This is a genomic window from Gammaproteobacteria bacterium (genome assembly GCA_013817245.1).
GTDB lineage: Bacteria > Pseudomonadota > Gammaproteobacteria > HTCC5015 > HTCC5015 > JACDDA01.
The window spans coordinates 93,989-111,199 of sequence record JACDDA010000008.1 but is presented as its reverse complement, the minus strand read 5'-3'; the positions used below and the strand labels follow the sequence as shown (position 1 = coordinate 111,199).

General features: G+C 44.4%; 15 protein-coding genes and 1 other RNA gene. All 16 read left to right on the top strand.

Translation table 11 applies throughout. From position 1 onward, the window contains the following. The first annotated feature begins 181 nt into the window (after positions 1 to 181). Positions 182 to 931, top strand: coding sequence for a hypothetical protein (locus H0W44_10135; protein MBA3582797.1), 750 nt, complete (start codon positions 182 to 184; stop codon positions 929 to 931). 270 nt (positions 932 to 1,201) lie between these two features. Then, positions 1,202 to 1,553, top strand: an RNA gene (gene rnpB / locus H0W44_10130) — RNase P RNA component class A. 382 nt (positions 1,554 to 1,935) lie between these two features. Next, positions 1,936 to 2,406, top strand: coding sequence for a division/cell wall cluster transcriptional repressor MraZ (gene mraZ, locus H0W44_10125; GenBank protein MBA3582796.1), 471 nt, complete (start codon positions 1,936 to 1,938; stop codon positions 2,404 to 2,406). Position 2,407: 1 nt separating this feature from the next. Next, positions 2,408 to 3,328 carry a 16S rRNA (cytosine(1402)-N(4))-methyltransferase RsmH gene (rsmH, locus tag H0W44_10120; GenBank protein ID MBA3582795.1) on the top strand — a complete coding sequence of 307 codons (921 nt, stop codon included), beginning with the start codon at positions 2,408 to 2,410 and terminating at the stop codon, positions 3,326 to 3,328. Further along, positions 3,328 to 3,597: a cell division protein FtsL gene (ftsL, locus tag H0W44_10115; protein ID MBA3582794.1), complete on the top strand. Its 270-nt coding sequence runs from the start codon at positions 3,328 to 3,330 to the stop codon at positions 3,595 to 3,597. Before rsmH ends, ftsL begins: the two co-directional genes overlap by 1 nt. Next, positions 3,597 to 5,333 (top strand): penicillin-binding protein 2, encoded by a 1,737-nt coding sequence (locus H0W44_10110; GenBank protein MBA3582793.1) that lies wholly within the window; start codon positions 3,597 to 3,599, stop codon positions 5,331 to 5,333. The genes ftsL and H0W44_10110 overlap by 1 nt, the downstream gene beginning before the upstream one ends. After that, on the top strand, positions 5,330 to 6,847 hold the full coding sequence (locus H0W44_10105; protein MBA3582792.1) for a UDP-N-acetylmuramoyl-L-alanyl-D-glutamate--2,6-diaminopimelate ligase: 1,518 nt from the start codon (positions 5,330 to 5,332) through the stop codon (positions 6,845 to 6,847). The genes H0W44_10110 and H0W44_10105 overlap by 4 nt, the downstream gene beginning before the upstream one ends. Next, complete coding sequence (locus tag H0W44_10100) at positions 6,844 to 8,220, top strand: UDP-N-acetylmuramoyl-tripeptide--D-alanyl-D-alanine ligase (GenBank protein MBA3582791.1); 1,377 nt, start codon at positions 6,844 to 6,846, stop codon at positions 8,218 to 8,220. Before H0W44_10105 ends, H0W44_10100 begins: the two co-directional genes overlap by 4 nt. A gap of 4 nt (positions 8,221 to 8,224) precedes the next feature. Beyond that, the gene (locus tag H0W44_10095) at positions 8,225 to 9,307 is read left to right on the top strand and encodes a phospho-N-acetylmuramoyl-pentapeptide-transferase (GenBank protein MBA3582790.1); all 1,083 of its coding nucleotides are present in this window, start codon (positions 8,225 to 8,227) and stop codon (positions 9,305 to 9,307) included. A 13-nt stretch (positions 9,308 to 9,320) separates the two neighbouring features. Beyond that, on the top strand, positions 9,321 to 10,661 hold the full coding sequence (locus H0W44_10090) for a UDP-N-acetylmuramoyl-L-alanine--D-glutamate ligase (protein ID MBA3582789.1): 1,341 nt from the start codon (positions 9,321 to 9,323) through the stop codon (positions 10,659 to 10,661). After that, positions 10,658 to 11,875 carry a putative lipid II flippase FtsW gene (ftsW, locus tag H0W44_10085; protein ID MBA3582788.1) on the top strand — a complete coding sequence of 406 codons (1,218 nt, stop codon included), beginning with the start codon at positions 10,658 to 10,660 and terminating at the stop codon, positions 11,873 to 11,875. The genes H0W44_10090 and ftsW overlap by 4 nt, the downstream gene beginning before the upstream one ends. Then, on the top strand, positions 11,875 to 12,984 hold the full coding sequence (murG, locus tag H0W44_10080) for an undecaprenyldiphospho-muramoylpentapeptide beta-N-acetylglucosaminyltransferase (protein MBA3582787.1): 1,110 nt from the start codon (positions 11,875 to 11,877) through the stop codon (positions 12,982 to 12,984). The genes ftsW and murG overlap by 1 nt, the downstream gene beginning before the upstream one ends. Positions 12,985 to 13,007: 23 nt before the next feature. Continuing rightward, positions 13,008 to 14,423, top strand: a complete 1,416-nt coding sequence (gene murC / locus H0W44_10075; protein ID MBA3582786.1) for a UDP-N-acetylmuramate--L-alanine ligase — start codon at positions 13,008 to 13,010, stop codon at positions 14,421 to 14,423. After that, the gene (gene murB / locus H0W44_10070; GenBank protein MBA3582785.1) at positions 14,420 to 15,328 is read left to right on the top strand and encodes a UDP-N-acetylmuramate dehydrogenase; all 909 of its coding nucleotides are present in this window, start codon (positions 14,420 to 14,422) and stop codon (positions 15,326 to 15,328) included. Before murC ends, murB begins: the two co-directional genes overlap by 4 nt. After that, the gene (locus H0W44_10065; GenBank protein MBA3582784.1) at positions 15,325 to 16,281 is read left to right on the top strand and encodes a D-alanine--D-alanine ligase; all 957 of its coding nucleotides are present in this window, start codon (positions 15,325 to 15,327) and stop codon (positions 16,279 to 16,281) included. The genes murB and H0W44_10065 overlap by 4 nt, the downstream gene beginning before the upstream one ends. Then, positions 16,271 to 17,200, top strand: coding sequence for an FtsQ-type POTRA domain-containing protein (locus H0W44_10060; GenBank protein ID MBA3582783.1), 930 nt, complete (start codon positions 16,271 to 16,273; stop codon positions 17,198 to 17,200). The genes H0W44_10065 and H0W44_10060 overlap by 11 nt, the downstream gene beginning before the upstream one ends. The last annotated feature ends 11 nt before the right edge of the window (positions 17,201 to 17,211 follow it).

The window sequence follows — 17,211 nt, the reverse complement described above, 5'->3', positions numbered from 1 at the left end:
GTATTATTATAGGCAGCTAAAAAAGCTAGTTTGTTTTTGCGAAAACTTGTAAATACAGAAAAATTATTTTATAGAGGGCGAAGACTATGATGAAATTTGTTTTTTTAAGGGCTCTGACCCCTTTAATGGCTAAAGGCGTTACTATAGGGGTCAGTGGCTAATATGGTGAGATTTCTTTCTGATGGGTAAATGGCTGGCTAAAAAGCTTCATAATTATAGAGAATTTGGACCTCCGCAAAATAGGATAAATCTTTTATTGTGCATGATGCCGTATTGCTTATTGCTTACTTGGTTTTTATCTTTCTTGTTTTTAAGCGAAGATAATAGCGTATGGCCATTATTTTATCGTGGGTCGTTATTTTGCCTCGTGGTTTATGTTTTATTCTATGGCGCTTATCTTTTGGATCGTCATAGTTATATTAAATACATTAATTTAGAATCTTGTACATACGTTATATACATGCTTTTGGCTGGTCAGTTGGGGTTTTCATTGTTCAATATGCGCGGATTAGTAATTCAATATAATTTTTCTTTTTATATTAAGTGTATTATTTTCCTACTAATTATTTTTTCAATGGTCTTTACATTTCTTTATTGTAAAAAAAGCGTTACAAAAAAATTTATCGTTACTTCTCAATATAATATGCTCGACGATGATAACTTGAAAAATGGCATTTTAGATATTAGAACAGCTTATGTAAGAAAATACATCAGTTCTAAGGAGGCGCAATCTTATGGAATCGCGGGAGCGGCTCTAGCAGCTATTGCAGGTTTAACAGGTTCTGCATCTTCCATAATAATATTGTTAATGGTTGGTTATTGTGTGGGGGGAGCATATGAGTTGTTGTGCTCTTGGTATTGGCATCATAAATTCGCACGTGAATATGAAAAATCGATTGGTAAAAAACTGGTTATCGCTTATTTGAATTAAAGAGGTGAATTCAAGTTCCAAGTGCACCCTATAATTAAAGGGGTCAGCTTAGACTCAATGTACAAGTGCAACATTAAATAATCCTTCGGGAAATTCTTTTTCAAAATCAAGAAGTCATACTTTTTGATTTTTTGTAACGAATAGCCAGATCGGTAATTTGCCGAAGAACAGCCGCTACTGTTATTTCACGTAAATTTGCCTTATTCATTTGAGCAAATCTTCTATCGATTTAGGTTGAGCTCGCGCACGTAAACCTCTACTCTCCGCTCCGGAGTTGGCCAAGGCAATCGCTGGATCTTCGTTGAAGATCGGGAGGAAAGTCCGGGCTCCATAGGGCAGGGTGCTAGGTAACGCCTAGGCGGCGCGAGTCGACGGAAAGTGCCACAGAAAATATACCGCCGGTTTGGCAACAAAACGGTAAGGGTGAAATGGTGCGGTAAGAGCGCACCGCGCACTTGGCAACAGGTGTGGCAGGGCAAACCCCACTCGGAGCAAGACCAAATAGGGGAACATTGGCGTGGCCCGCGCTGTTCCCGGGTAGGTTGCTGGAGGCGTTTGGTGACAAACGTCCTAGAGGAATGATTGCCCTCGACAGAACCCGGCTTATCGGCTAACTCCTTTTTTTTAATCTGCCCATCGTTCTATATATACCTATATATAGCGTGCTGGGCATTTTGCTATTTGGGTTCTATTTCGGCTTTTCTTGTTCGTTTCTGATTTATTTCTGCGTCATTGTTCAATTTGGCCCGTTGCGGCTGCAAAACATTTTTATTTCATACTTAAAGTAACTTCTGAGCTTGTCAAATTAAGCTCATGAATGCTCTCGTAAAGCTCTCTTCAAACTCGCTAAGTCTTTGTCTTTAAAGCAGAAATTCCCTGTTTTGTGTCTTGAATTGACTTGCAAAGTGGAGATTTCACTCCTATAGTGTCTTCACGTGGAGAATTGTGGGAAATTGTGGGTGCTTGAAACGCCTGCAGTTTGGTTAATCGACTTGGAGTGGACTGTGTTTCGAGGCATTACTCAACTTAATCTGGATGCAAAAGGGCGAATGGCGATGCCAGCGAAGTATCGCGAGCGCCTGCTGGAGAGTTGTGCCGGTTGTTTGGTGATCACGATTGATCCGACGAATTCGAGTCGTGAGCCGTGTTTGCTGCTTTACCCTTTGCCGGAATGGGAAGTGATTCAAACCAAGATTGATGCTTTATCCAGTTTTGATGCTGCGTCGCGCAAAGTGCAGCGTTTGTTGGTGGGGCATGCGGATGATGTGGAGATGGATGGCAGTGGCCGCATTTTGTTGCCAACGGCTTTGCGCGAATACGCGGGCATGGACAAAAAAATTGTGTTGATTGGCCAAGGTAAAAAATTGGAATTGTGGGATGAAGGACATTGGAATCGTTGTCGCGAAGCTTGGTTAGATGGCGCGGTGACGGATGCTGAAAATTTGCCCAGTAATTTAAGTTCGTTGTCTTTATAAGATGCCGCATCAAACCGTATTGCTTGAAGCCGCTGTTGAAGCTTTGAACATAAAACCGGATGGCGTGTATATCGATGCAACGTTTGGTCGCGGCGGACATAGCGCGGCTGTTTTGCATCGTTTAGGTCCAGCGGGTCGGATGTTTGCGTTGGATCAAGATCCGCAAGCAATTGCGGCAGCACAGATTCGTTTTGCAGGGGAATCCCGATTTGTGATTGAGCATGGCTCGTTTGCGAACTTGAATGAATTTTGCCAGCACTGGGGTGTGGCAGGTCGTGTGGATGGTTTGTTATTTGATTTAGGTGTGTCATCACCACAGCTTGATGATGCAGAACGTGGTTTTAGTTTTATGCGCGATGGTCCTTTAGATATGCGCATGAATAACGCCGCAGGTATGACGGCTGCAGAATGGTTGAACAGTGCTGCGCAAGATGAGATTGCGACGGTGTTGTGGCAATTAGGCGAAGAACGTTTTTCACGCCGCATTGCTGCTGCCATTGTTGAAACGCGCATCGAGCAACCTTTCACCACGACTTTGCAATTAGCCCGAGTGGTAGCGGCGGCGGTGCCGCGCAAAGATAAACATAAACATCCTGCTACGCGTAGTTTTCAAGCGATTCGTATTTTTATTAATCGTGAGTTGGATGTATTGGAACAAGTGTTAACCCAGAGTGTAGATTTGTTAAAAGTCGGCGGACGTTTGGTCGTGATTAGTTTTCATTCACTGGAAGATCGTGTGGTGAAAAATTTTGTGCGTGAAAAAAGTACCCAAGTGCGGGTGCCGCGTCGTATGCCGGTGAATGTTGAGCGGAGTTTGCGTTGGCATGTGGTGGGCAAACCAGTGCGTGCTAGCGAACAAGAAACGATGCGTAATCCGCGTGCACGCAGTGCCATTATGCGCATAGCGGAGTTGCTCGCATGATGCGTGACTCGATGCTGATCTTAGTGTTGATGGGTGTGGTATTAATATCCGCGTTGTCGGTGGTTTACACCAAACATGAAACGCGTAAATTATTTTCTGAGTTGCAACAATTGCGACGTACGCATGATGGCTTGTCAGTTGAATATGGTCAGCTGCAATTAGAGCAAAGCACGTGGGCGACGCCGAGTCGTGTCGAGCAAGCCGCCAATGAAAAACTTAAAATGTTAATTCCCGGTGCGGGTCGTGTCGCGATCGTGAGGCTGAAATAATGGCTGCGGCGATTCGTCAAAAAGCTTATTCCAATCGACGCTTAGTCATCGTTATTTTGTTAGCGGTGGCATGGTTAACGTTAAGCGTGCGCGCCGTTTATTTGCAAGTGATTGATCGAGATTTTTTGACGCAGCAAGGTGATGCGCGTCAACAGCGCGTCGTAAAAGAACCGGCGTATCGTGGTGTGATTACGGATCGTAATGGCGAGCCATTAGCCGTCAGTACTCCTGTTGATTCCTTGTGGGTCAATCCCAGCGAAGTGTTGCAAAATCGCAAAACAATTTATACCTTAGCTAAAGAATTAAAATTACCGGGTGAAGAATTAGCGCGCCGTTTAATGGCTTTGCGTGATCGTGAGTTTGTTTATGTGTTGCGTCATTTACCGCCGGCGCGTGCTGATGAAGTTAAAGCGCTGAAATTACAAGGCGTATATTTTCAGCGTGAATATCGTCGTTATTATCCTACCGTAGAAGTGTCTGCGCATTTGTTAGGCTTTACGAATATTGATGATGCAGGTCAAGAAGGCATCGAATTAGCGTTTGATAAAAAGTTAGCAGGGCAGCCGGGTTCTAAGCGCGTTATTCGTGATCGGCTCGGCTATGTCGTTGAAGATTTGGAAGAAATAAAACAAGCGCAAGCTGGTCAAGATGTGCAATTGAGCATAGATGCGCGTTTGCAATATTTAGCGTATCGCGAATTAAAAGCCACCATGCAAAAAACGCATGCGACCTCCGGTTCAGTGGTGATGCTGGATGCTTATACCGGCGAAGTATTAGCAATGGCGAATCAGCCGTCATTTAATCCCAACAATCGCAGTGTCCGTCGTGGTGATTTATATCGTAACCGCGCTATCACCGATGTATTTGAGCCGGGCTCAACAATTAAACCGTTTGCATTAGCCGCAGCTATAGAAACTGGTGCGTATAAAGCAGATTCTAAAATTGATACTAACCCCGGTCGACTGCAAGTAAATAATTTAACGGTGAAAGATCACAAAAATCTCGGTGTGATTTCGTTAACCGATATTATTCAATACTCTAGTAATGTCGGTATGTCCAAAATTGCTTTAAGCATGCCGGGCAGTACATTATGGAATGCCTATAACAGTGTTGGTTTTGGGCGTAACACACAAAGCGGTTTTCCTGGTGAATCGAGCGGTTATTTAACTAATGCTTCACGTTGGGTGCCGGTTGATAAAGCTACGATTGCATATGGTTACGGTGTTTCGGTAACGCCATTGCAGTTGGCGCATGCGTATGCCGTGTTAGCAAATGGTGGACGTGATGTGCCTATTAGTTTGTTACCGAAAAAAAGTAATGCTAATTTTTTAGATGCACCACGTGTGTTTAGTGAAACCACGGTACGTTCGGTACGCGCGATGTTGCATGCGGTGGTAACTGAAGAAGGCACGGGTCGCAAAGCGCGCATTCAAGGTTATGAAGTTGCTGGCAAAACCGGCACCTCGCTGAAAAATATGAATGGCGGTTATAAAGAAAGTCGTTATGTTTCAATTTTCGCTGGCATGGCGCCGGCAACGCGTCCGCGTTTAGTGACAGTGGTTGTGGTGAATGATCCACGCGGTTCTTTGTACTACGGTGGTGATGTTGCCGCACCGGTGTTTTCGCAAGTAACGGGCGAAGCGTTACGTTTATTAAATGTTGCGCCTGATGATCCGCAAAGTTTACTTGCACAATCAGCACTGCCAATTGTTGTTGCGCATGAGGATCGTACATGATGACGGCGCATCAGCAACCAGATTGGACCTTAGATCAACTGCTGGCCGGTATTGTTCAGGTGTCGGCACCTGCTGTTTTAATTAATGCTATCGCGCTAGACAGTCGCGCAGTCAGTACAGGTTGTTTATTTTTAGCATTGGATGGTCAGCAACAAAACGGTTCTTTATATATAAAAGCAGCAATAGAACAAGGCGCTACTGCGGTACTTACTCAAACAATGCCCGCGCTTGATGTAGTGCGTCACGCTCAAGAAAAAAGCGTCGTTTTATTAGCAATGCCCGCATTAAATACGGTGGCGGGTTTGATTGCGCATCGCTTTTTTGCTGAGCCTTCAAAATCATTGCGTTTGGTTGGTGTGACTGGCACAGACGGTAAAACGTCGGTAAGTCAGTTTATTGCGCAAGCATTGTCGGCGTTGAATAAAACCTGCGGTGTGATAGGGACCTTAGGCAATGGCTTGTATGGGCAATTAGAAGTAACTGCACACACCACGCCGGATGCAATTACCTTAAATAGTCTTTTAGCAAAATTTGTAAATGCACGCGCGCATTATGCGGCAATGGAAGTATCTTCGCATGGTTTGGCACAGGCACGTGTTGATGGCTTGTTATTCGATACCGCTGTGTTAACAAATTTAGCGCGTGATCATTTGGATTATCACGGCACTATCGAAGCGTATCGTGCAGCGAAAATGCGTTTGTTTGCTTTGCCAGATGTGCGTACACGCGTATTAAATATTGATGATGTTTTTGGTCAAGCAATTAAGCAGCAGTATCCTGATGCTGTCACGTATTCTGCTGATATTAATAATAAAAAATCCGATATCGGCGTTGTTCATGTCCAGTATTCAGCGCAAGGCTTGAGTCTGCGGATCAGAATTCAGCAGCAAATGTTTGAAGTTGAATGTGCATTGTTAGGCGGTTTCAATATAGCGAATGTTTTGGCGGTGGTTGCAGTGCTGCACGGCTGGAAATTTTCTGTTGCTGATATTCGACAAGCAGTAGCATCGTTACAACCCGTTGCTGGACGCATGCAAGGCCTGCAGCAAAATAATTCACCTACTGTTATTGTTGATTATGCGCATACGCCACAAGCTTTAGAAGCTGCACTACACGCAACACGCGCGCATACAACTGGCAAAGTGTTTTGTGTATTCGGGGCCGGTGGTGATCGCGATGTCGGTAAACGTCCGCTGATGGGCAGTATTGCGGCCAGTTTAGCTGATCGCGTGATTGTGACGAGTGATAATCCTCGCAGTGAATCCGCTGCTGCAATTGCCGACGCTATTATTGTTGGCATGTCCAACACTCAACATGTATCAACAGAATTGAATCGTGCGACTGCAATTGCGCAAGCGCTTGCAGAAGCGCAAGCAGGCGATTGTATTTTAGTGGCGGGTAAAGGCCATGAAGATTATCAACTGATCGGTCAACAACGTTTAGCCTATAGCGATATTGAAACTGTAAATGCTTTATTAACGCAATATGCAACACCCACGGAGCGTGTTGTATGAGTATTCGTGAATGGCGTTTTAGTGAAATTGCAAACGTAGTCAATGGCCAATTAGTCGGCGCGGATGGTTTTTATACCCGTGTTTGTACGGACAGTCGCCAATTAAAAGCTGGTGATTTTTTTGTAGCATTAGCTGGCGAACGTTTTGATGCGCATGCGTTTGTGGCGGAAGCGGAAAAACAAGGTGCTGTAGCTTGTTTGGTTAGTCAAGCGCAAGCGGTAAAGATTCCACAAATTGTAGTAGCCGATACACGCATCGCATTAGGATTATTTGCGGCGGCATGGCGCGCGCAATTTGCAATTCCTGTTATTGGTTTAACCGGCAGCAATGGTAAAACCACTGTGAAAGAAATGATTGCAGCAGTGTTGCGTCAAGGTGGTGAAGTGTTAGCAACACAAGGCAATTTTAATAATGATATTGGTGTGCCGCTGACTTTGCTGAGTATTACCGCGCAACATCGTGCCGCCGTGATTGAAATGGGCGCAAATCATCCTGAAGAAATTCGTTACTTAACAAAATTAGTAAAACCTACGCATGGTTTGATTACGAATGCTGGGCCTGCGCATTTAGAAGGTTTTGGAAGCGTGGAAGGTGTGTCTAAAGCAAAAGGTGAATTATTCGAAGAATTGCCTGCTAGTAGTGTGGCGATTATTAATGCTGATGATGTATATGCGTCGTATTGGCAAAGTTTAGCTGAGCCCCGTGTAGTGCGCCGTTTCGGTTTGAATAATGATGTGACTACCGACATTCGTGCACAGTTGAACGCCGATGGCAGTGCGGAGGTGATTGCGCCTGCGCATAAAGCACATTTAAAACTGCAATTACCGGGTGCGCACAATATGCGTAATGCATTGGCTGCATTAGCAGTGGGAGCTGAACTCGCATTAGATTTTGACAGCATGATTGCAGCGTTAGCTGCGCTGTCGCCAGTTAAAGGTCGCTTGATGCCAGTCGCAGGTATTAATGGTTTAAATTTATTAGATGATACTTATAACGCAAATCCTGCTTCGTTACGCGCCGCTTTAGATGTGGTTAGTCAATTGCCTGGTGAAGCATGGTTGGTGTTAGGCGATATGGGTGAGTTAGGTGATAACAGTATTGCTATGCATGCCGATATTGGTGTGCGTGCAAAAACATTAGGTATCACTCGTTTGTATGCTATCGGTGAGTTCGCCACTGCTGCTGCTAAAGCATTCGGAGACGGTGCAGAAATATTTTTTGATATAGAAACATTAGTCGCGGCTGTGCGGAGCGTAGCGCGTGCGAATGTTAATGTCTTAGTTAAAGGTTCGCGTGCCGCCAAAATGGAACGCGTTATTGCTGGTTTGCTTGATACCAGCAGCGTCACTAAACCGATCGCGAAAAAAGGGTGAGCCTGTGTTATTAGAATTATTTGAAATACTGAAACAATATCATCCAGGGTTTGCTGCTTTTCAAGCCTTAACGTTGCGCGGCATTTGTGGCGCGTTAACGGCTTTATTCATTTCATTTTTAATTGGTCCAGCAATGATCCGCTGGTTGACTACTTATAAGATGGGTCAAAGTGTACGTGATGATGGTCCTAAAACACATTTAGTAAAAGCCGGTACACCGACGATGGGTGGCGCATTAATTTTAGTAGCGATTTTTACATCGACCTTGCTGTGGTCGGATTTAAGTAATCGTTATGTTTGGGTTTTATTAATAGTGACGGCTTTGTATGGCGCGATTGGTTGGGTCGATGATTATAAAAAAATTGCTTTGCGTAATCCTAAAGGTTTATCAGCGCGCTATAAATATTTCTGGCAATCAGTCGTAGCGTTAGGTGTTGGTTTTTATTTGTACTACACCGCAACCAGTCATACAGAAACTATGTTGTTAATTCCCGTATTTAAAAATTTAACGTTTGATCTGGGTTGGTTATTTATTCCGTTTACTTATTTTGTAATCGTAGGTACCAGCAATGCAGTGAATTTAACGGATGGGCTTGATGGCTTAGCGATTTTACCCTGCGTATTAGTAGCAGGTGGTTTAGCGGTGTTTGCTTATGCGGCGGGTAACGTTGTTTATTCTGGATATTTATCGATTCCTTATGTGCGTGGTGTGGGTGAGGTAATTGTATTTTGTTCTGCGCTCATGGGCGCAGGTTTAGGTTTCTTATGGTTTAACGCGTATCCCGCACAAGTGTTTATGGGTGATGTGGGTGCGTTAGCGTTGGGTGCGGCATTAGGTTTGATTGCGGTGTTAGTGCGTCAAGAATTAGTGTTGTTCGTTATGGGCGGTGTATTTGTGATTGAAGCGGTTTCAGTCATGTTGCAAGTAGGTTCATTTAAGTTAACGGGTAAGCGTATTTTTCAAATGGCACCTTTGCATCATCATTTTGAATTAAAAGGTTGGCCGGAGCCGCGTGTGATAGTGCGTTTTTGGATTATCACCGTGATTTTAGTGTTAGTTGGATTAGCGACGTTAAAGATCCGTTGAGATGTTAGCAGCGATGACAAAACAGCAAACAGCAACAACTACTTTAGTGCTCGGCATGGGCATTAGTGGAATGGCGTGTGCGCGTTATTTGTCAAAGCAAAATATTAAATTCGTAATGGCAGATACGCGCGCGCAACCACCCGGTTTAGTGGAATTCAAAACTAACTTTGTTAATAGTGATTTATACCTTGGTGATTTTGCAAATCTTTCACTAGACGGTATCGACCGTATTGTTTTAAGTCCGGGCTTGGCGTTAGAGCTGCCCATCGTGCAAAGTGCATTAGCACAAGGCATTGAAGTTATTGGTGAGATTGAATTATTTGCGCAAGCGGTTAATGCGCCGGTTGTGGCGATAACAGGTTCAAATGGTAAAAGCACTGTTACGACTTTATTCGGCTTAATGATTGCGGCTGCCAATCGCAGCGTATGTGTTGGCGGAAATTTAGGAACGGCGGCGTTAGATTTGTTAACTACGCCAGCACCGACGGCCTATGTATTGGAGTTATCAAGTTTTCAGTTAGAGACGACGTTTAGTTTGAAACCAGAAGTCGCGATTGTGTTAAATGTAAGTGAAGATCACATGGATCGCTATGTTGATCTGCAAGCTTATGCCGATACGAAGGCGCGTATTTATAAATACGCTAAATTTAATATCGTTAATCGTGATGATGCGGTTGTTAAGGCAATGGCAGAAAAATTAAGTAACGTCATTTCATTTGGTTTAGATCAGCCCGCTGCACAGCAATATGGTTTGTCTTTCATTGATGAGCAAAATTATTTAATGCGTGGCAATGAAAAATTATTAGCGGTTAGTGAATTAAAAATCGCAGGTCTACACAATGCAGCGAATGTTTTAGCCTGTTTGGCTATGGGTGAGGCTTTGCAATTACCGATGACGGCTATGTTGCAAGCAGCGCGTGAATTTGCAGGTTTGCCACATCGTTGTAATTTAGTCGCGCAATATAAAGATGTGCGTTTTTATAATGATTCAAAAGCCACCAATATTGGCGCAGCCGCAGCCGCTTTGAACGGCATGACTCAGCCTGTGATTTTAATTGCTGGCGGTGATGGCAAAGGCGCCGATTTTAAAACCTTGCGAGAAAGCGTTAAAAATAAAGTAAAGGCGATTATTTTATTAGGCCGTGATGCGCAACACATTGCAGATGCAGTAAGCGATTTGACGCAGTGTTATTTCGTTAGCGATATGCAAGCCGCTGTGGCTAAAAGTATGACGCTGATGACAGCGGGCGATGTGGTGATGTTATCTCCCGCGTGCGCCAGTTTAGATATGTATCGTAACTATGCGCATCGCGGTGATGAGTTCACTAGCTGTGTGCAGGCATTAACGCAATGAACGCGATTGTGCATATTGGTCTTGGTTCAAACGGCAAAGCGGCGCGTCCGGCGGTGCCATTGACCTTAGGTGTTGATTATTACTTGATCATGGCGGTTATCGTTTTGTTGATGTTAGGTGCAGTGATGGTGGCATCCGCATCTATCACCATGGCGGATCAGCAATTAGGGGAACCATTTTATTATTTTAAACGCCACATTTTATATATGGGTTTAGGTGTGACCTTAGCCGTGATGGCGCAGCATATTCCGTTAGCGCATTGGCAACGTGCGAGCAGTAGCTTGATGATTTTTGGTTTGTTTTTATTAATTATAGTGTTGATTCCCGGCATTGGTCGTTCTGTGAATGGCGCCACACGTTGGTTAAGTCTCGCCGGCGTTAGTCTGCAAGTGTCAGAACCCGCGCGTTTGTTTTTATTAATGTATTTAGCGGGATATGTAGTACGGCGTTATGCCGAAGTTGCTGAGCAAGTTATGGGTTTGTTAAAGCCTTTAATTGTGTTTGGCATTGCCGGTATTTTTTTATTGTTGCAGCCCGATTTCGGTTCGACCGTCGTGTTGTTGTCCGCAGGTTTAGGCATGTTGTTTTTAGCGGGCGCTAATATGTGGCGTTTTAGCGGCGTGTTATTTTCTTTTGTAGTTGCTTTTGCGGTATTGGCCATTTCATCACCGTATCGTTTGCAACGCTTAACCACTTTTTTAAATCCATGGGCGGATCCTTTTAATACCGGGTTTCAGTTATCGCAATCGTTGATTGCCATTGGCAGTGGTGGCATTACGGGCGTCGGTTTAGGTGCGAGTGTGCAGAAATTATTTTATTTGCCTGAAGCGCATAATGATTTTCTGTTTGCCATTATTGCTGAGGAATTAGGGTTGTTAGGTGTGCTTATTATTTTAATTCTATTTTTTGTGATTATTTGGCGCGGTGTTTGTATTGCCGCTGCTGCTGAGCGTCGTGAACAATGGTATGGCGCTTATTTAGCGTATGGTTTGACGTTATGGATCGGTGTGCAAGCGTTTATCAATATGGGTGTCAACATGGGAATGTTGCCTACTAAAGGTTTAACGTTGCCATTAGTGAGTGCGGGCGGTTCTAGTTTGATGGTGATGTGTTTAGCGATTGGTTTGTTGTTACGTGTTCACAAAGAAACTGCTTTGCAAGAAACGCAAGCGTTAACGCCATCATTGGCATCTGCACGACGTGGTGATGAATGATGCAAAAAAATAATAACAGACCAGTATTAATAATGGCGGGCGGCACCGGCGGGCATGTGTATCCTGCTTTAGCGGTGGCGCGTGCATTGCGCGAACGTAATATCCCCGTTGTATGGTTGGGTACGCGACAAGGTTTAGAAGCGCGAGTAGTGCCTGCTGCTGGTTTTACGGTTGAGTGGTTACCGATTGCAGGTGTGCGTGGTAAAAATATTTTTCGTAAAGTGTGCGCGCCTTTTCAATTAATTTACGCAGTGTTATGTGCGCTTGGTATTTTTCTACGTTTAAAACCACGTTTAGCATTAGGTTTAGGCGGCTTTGTTGCAGCGCCCGGCGGTTTAGCTGCTTATGTATTAAAAGTGCCATTAGCGATTCATGAACAAAATGCAGTCGCAGGTTTAACTAATCGTATGTTATCGCGTGTCGCAGATTCCGTGATGCAAGCATTCCCGCAGGCTTTTTCTGCAGTGTATATGCCTTTGTATACCGGCAATCCAGTTAGACGTGATATTGCAGAGTTGCCTCATCCTGCAGTGCGTTTGCAAGGAAGAACAGGACCCTTGCGTGTGTTGATTTTAGGTGGCAGTCAAGGCGCTACTTTTTTAAATCGTGCGATGCCTGAAGCGATTCGCAGCATGCCGCCAGATATTCGCCCATTGTTGCGTCATCAATGTGGTCGTGATCATGTCGCCGCAACAGAAAATTTATATCAAGAAGCGGGTGTGGAAGCGCAAGTAAGTGCATTCATTGAAGATATGGCGGAAGCATATGCGTGGGCGGATATTGCAATTTGTCGCGCAGGCGCAATGACGATTGCGGAATTAACTGCCGTTGGTTTAGGTGCAATCTTGACGCCATTTCCTGCCGCTGTGGATGATCATCAAGCCGTTAATGCAAGTTTCATGGTGGACAATGGCGCAGCGTTGTTGGCATCACAAGCACAATGGACACCTGCATTAATTGGTGATTGGTTAAGTGAAATGTTAATTGATCGTGGCCGGACGCGTGATATGGCTAACAAAGCGCGTGCTTTAGCAAAACCTGATGCAACGGAAACAGTTATTCACGAATGTTTAGAATTAATTGATAGTCGTTTGATGGATACGTTATGAATACTGCAAATAGCGAACACAAAATGAATGCTTGGCGTCATCGCATGCGTCGCGTTCGGCGCGTGCATTTTATTGGCATTGGCGGCGCAGGTATGAGCGGCATCGCGGATGTGTTGTTAGGCATGGGATATGAAGTAAGCGGTTCGGATTTAAAATTAGGTACTGTAACGGATCGTTTATCGCGACGCGGCGCCGTTATATTTGAAGGTCACGATGCGCAACATGTAAATGCTATTGATGTGGTGGTTATTTCGAGTGCCGTTAAAAATGATAATCCTGAAGTATTAGCAGCGCATGCGCATTTAATTCCGGTTGTTTCTCGCGCTGAAATGTTGGCAGAGATTATGCGTTTTCGGCAAGGCATTGCGATTGCCGGTACGCATGGTAAAACCACAACCACGAGTTTTATTGCAACCATTATGGCGGGCGCTGGTTTAGATCCGACTTTTGTCATTGGTGGCAAGCTAAATAGTGTCGCCACGCATGCGCAATTGGGCGCAGGCGAATATTTAGTTGCAGAAGCGGATGAAAGCGATGCGTCGTTTTTATATTTAAAACCTATTATTGCCGTAGTGACTAATATTGATGCCGATCATATGGCAACGTATGAAAATGATTTTAATAAATTAACCGCGACATTTTTACAATTTTTACATCAGCTGCCTTTTTATGGTTTAGCGGTTCTATGTGCGGATGATCCGGTGTTGCATAAATTGTTGCCGGAGATTGGTCGTCCCGTTTTAACGTATGGCATTGAATCCGCTGCAGACGTTAGAGCTGAAAATTTACAACCAGGGAATGGTCGTACACGGTTTGATGTGGTGCTTAAAGACGGCGCACGTTCAACTATGGATCTGGCTTTGCCAGGTCGACATAATGTATTAAATGCCTTGGCATCTATTGCCGTTGCTGTTGAGCTTGGAATTGAATTAAATAAAATTCAAGAAGCGTTAGCATCATTCCAAGGTATCGGTCGTCGTTTTCAAATTACTAATAATATTAAAATGGCTAAGGGTCTAGTGACCTTAGTGGATGATTATGGTCATCATCCGACTGAAATTCGTGCAACGTTGGCCGCGGCGCGTGAAACCTGGCCAGATCGCCGCATCGTTTTAGTATTTCAACCGCATCGTTATTCACGCACGCATGATTTGATGGATGATTTTTCACAAGTCTTAAGTCAAGCGGATGTTTTGTGTTTGTGTGAAGTTTATTCTGCTGGTGAAACTTTAATTGCGGGCGCAGATGGTCGAGCGCTTGCGCAGGCTGTTCGTGCACGTAGTAAATTAAATCCGATTTTTATTCCGCGCATTGTTGATTTGCCCGACACCTTAACTGATGTATTGCAAGCGAATGATGTGGTTTTAGTAATGGGTGCAGGTGATATTGGTGCGATGGCACAGCAATTGCCGCAACGCTTGCAAGAGGCGCGCGCATGATGGCCGCGAGTAAATCAATAGGATTGCGTGGTCAAGTACTGCGTAATGAACCCATGGCTAAACATACCTCATGGCGTGTAGGTGGGCTTGCTGATTATTTCTTTAAGCCGGCAGATCGTGATGACTTAATACAGTTATTGCAAACGACGCATGAACCGATTTTATTTGTTGGTTTGGGTAGTAACTTGTTAGTGCGTGATGGCGGCATTCGTGGCTGGGTAGTGTGTTTGCAAGGTGTGTTTGAGAAATTATCAATCGATGCTGAAACCGGCATTGTATTAGCAGAAGCGGGTGTAAGTTGTGCACAGCTCGCACGCGCAGTGACGCGTCAAGGTTTAATCGGCGCAGAATTTTTTGCAGGTATTCCTGGCACGCTGGGTGGCGCATTAGCCATGAATGCGGGTGCCTTTGGTGGTGAAACATGGAATGTAGTGCAGCGTGTTGAATGGTTGTCGATGTCGGAATCCTATCAATGGATGAATAAGGATCAATTTTTAACTGCTTATCGTCATGTTACAACACCTGCGCAAGGTTGGTTTTTTGCTGCAGAATTAAAATTTTCTAAAGTCGAAAGTTCTGACGCTATAAAAGCGGGCGAAGAACGCATTAAAGAATTATTAAATCAACGCAGCACTACACAACCGATTGGTGTTTATAGTTGTGGATCGGTTTTTAAAAATCCGCCTAATAATTATGCTGCGCGTCTTATTGAAAGTTGCGGCTTAAAAGGTTTCCGTATGGGTGATGCTGAGGTATCGCCTAAACATGCTAATTTTATTGTGAATCGTGGCAAAGCCAGTGCGATTGATATTGAGCGTTTGATTGGTCATGTGCAAACCGTAGTGATGCGAGATACCGGTATTTCATTACAGACTGAAGTGCGAGTAGTAGGGGATGCGTCATGAGCAGCATTAACGCACAACAATATGGTCGTGTAGCTTTATTGATGGGTGGTTGGGCTGCAGAGCGAGAAATTTCTTTACGCAGTGGCGGCGCAGTGCTCGCCGCTATGCAGTCTTTAGGTATAGATGTAACCGCGATTGATGTAGATCATCATTTGATTGATGTTTTACAGCGCGGTGGTTTTGATCGAGTGTTTAATATTTTGCACGGTCGTGGCGGAGAAGACGGCACGGTGCAAGGTGTGTTGGAGTTTTTAGAATTACCTTATACCGGCAGCGGTGTAATGGCGTCGGCAATTGCGATGGATAAATTACGCACTAAACAGTTATGGCGTGGGTTAGCGTTGCCTACACCCATTCATTATGAAATTAACAGCGCGGCAGATTTACCTGCTGTGCTGCAGCAAATTGGTTTGCCGATGATTGTTAAACCTGCGTTAGAAGGTTCTAGCATCGGTATGAGTAAAGTTGAAAAAGCCGAAGATTTAGCGGGCGCATGGCAACAAGCTAAAAAATATGGCGCTGTGTTTGCAGAAAAATGGATTACGGGTCGTGAATACACCGCATCTATTTTAAATGATCAGGCTTTGCCCTTAATTCGTTTAGAAACGCCGCGTGCGTTTTATGATTTTAATGCCAAATATCAAGACAATCAGACGCGTTACCACTGTCCCTGTGGATTATCTACTGCAGAAGAATTGCGTTATCAAGCATTAGCGTTGCAAGCATTTCATGCGGTAGGCGCGAGTGGTTGGGGGCGTGTCGATTTGATGGTAGAAGAATCAGGCGAGCCATGGTTGATTGAAGTTAATACGGTGCCGGGTATGACTGATCATAGTTTGGTACCGATGGCTGCTAAACAAGCCGGTTTTTCTTTTGAACAATTAGTCGCAGGCATTTTAGACACCAGCTTTAATTTCAATTTTGCGGCGAAGGAAATATCTCATGGCGCGTGAAGCTTTGTTAGATATGAAATCTTTACCCTCGCCAGCGAAACACCGGCGCGCGCCGGAACGTGACCTGGGACGTGAACGGGGACGTGAACGGGGACGCGTACCGACGCAACGTATTGAACCGCGTTTTGAATCGATTCGTGGAGGTCGTTCCACTGTTGCGCCAGTTGCTGTGGATGAAGATGCCGTTGCGCGTAAACGCCGCATAATAAAAATGGCCATAGTTATTGTTTTATTAGCGGCGCTAATTTCAATTGTTGTATTGGGTATGCAGCGTTATTCGGCTTCGTATCAAATTAATGTACTGCAAATTGAAGGAGAATTTGATAATCAACAAGCAGTGCACATACAACAATTAATGACGCCTTATATGCAGCAGGGTTTTTTTGGTATCACATTAAAAGACGCACAAAAAACGTTGGCCAATGTGGATTGGGTTAAAACTGCTGCAGTTTCTAAGCAGTGGCCAAATGCGTTGCGCGTAAAATTAGTAGAGCGTCAGCCTATCGCACGCTGGGGTAGTGATCAGTATATTGATGCAGAAGGTTTTATTTTTAAACACGCGCATATTGATTCGCGCATGATTTTGCCTGTTGTTCAAGGCGTTCCACAAGACGCCAAACATATTGCGCAAACCTGGCAATGGTTGCAAACGCAGTTAGTTCCATTAAATCTAACGGTAGTGCAGCTTACGTTAGACGATAGAAAAGCGTGGCATGCAAAATTATCGAATGGCATCGCGCTAACGTTAGGTAAAGATTTATCAATATATAGATTACAACGTTTTATAAGTGCCTTTCAGCAGCATTTTTATGCATATCCTGAGCGCATTCAAACGATTGATTTACGTTATGCAAATGGTTTGTCGATTGCTTGGCAATCAGGTCAAGCGCCTGAAGTACTTACCTTGAACCGGATTTAAAAGGGCAACGT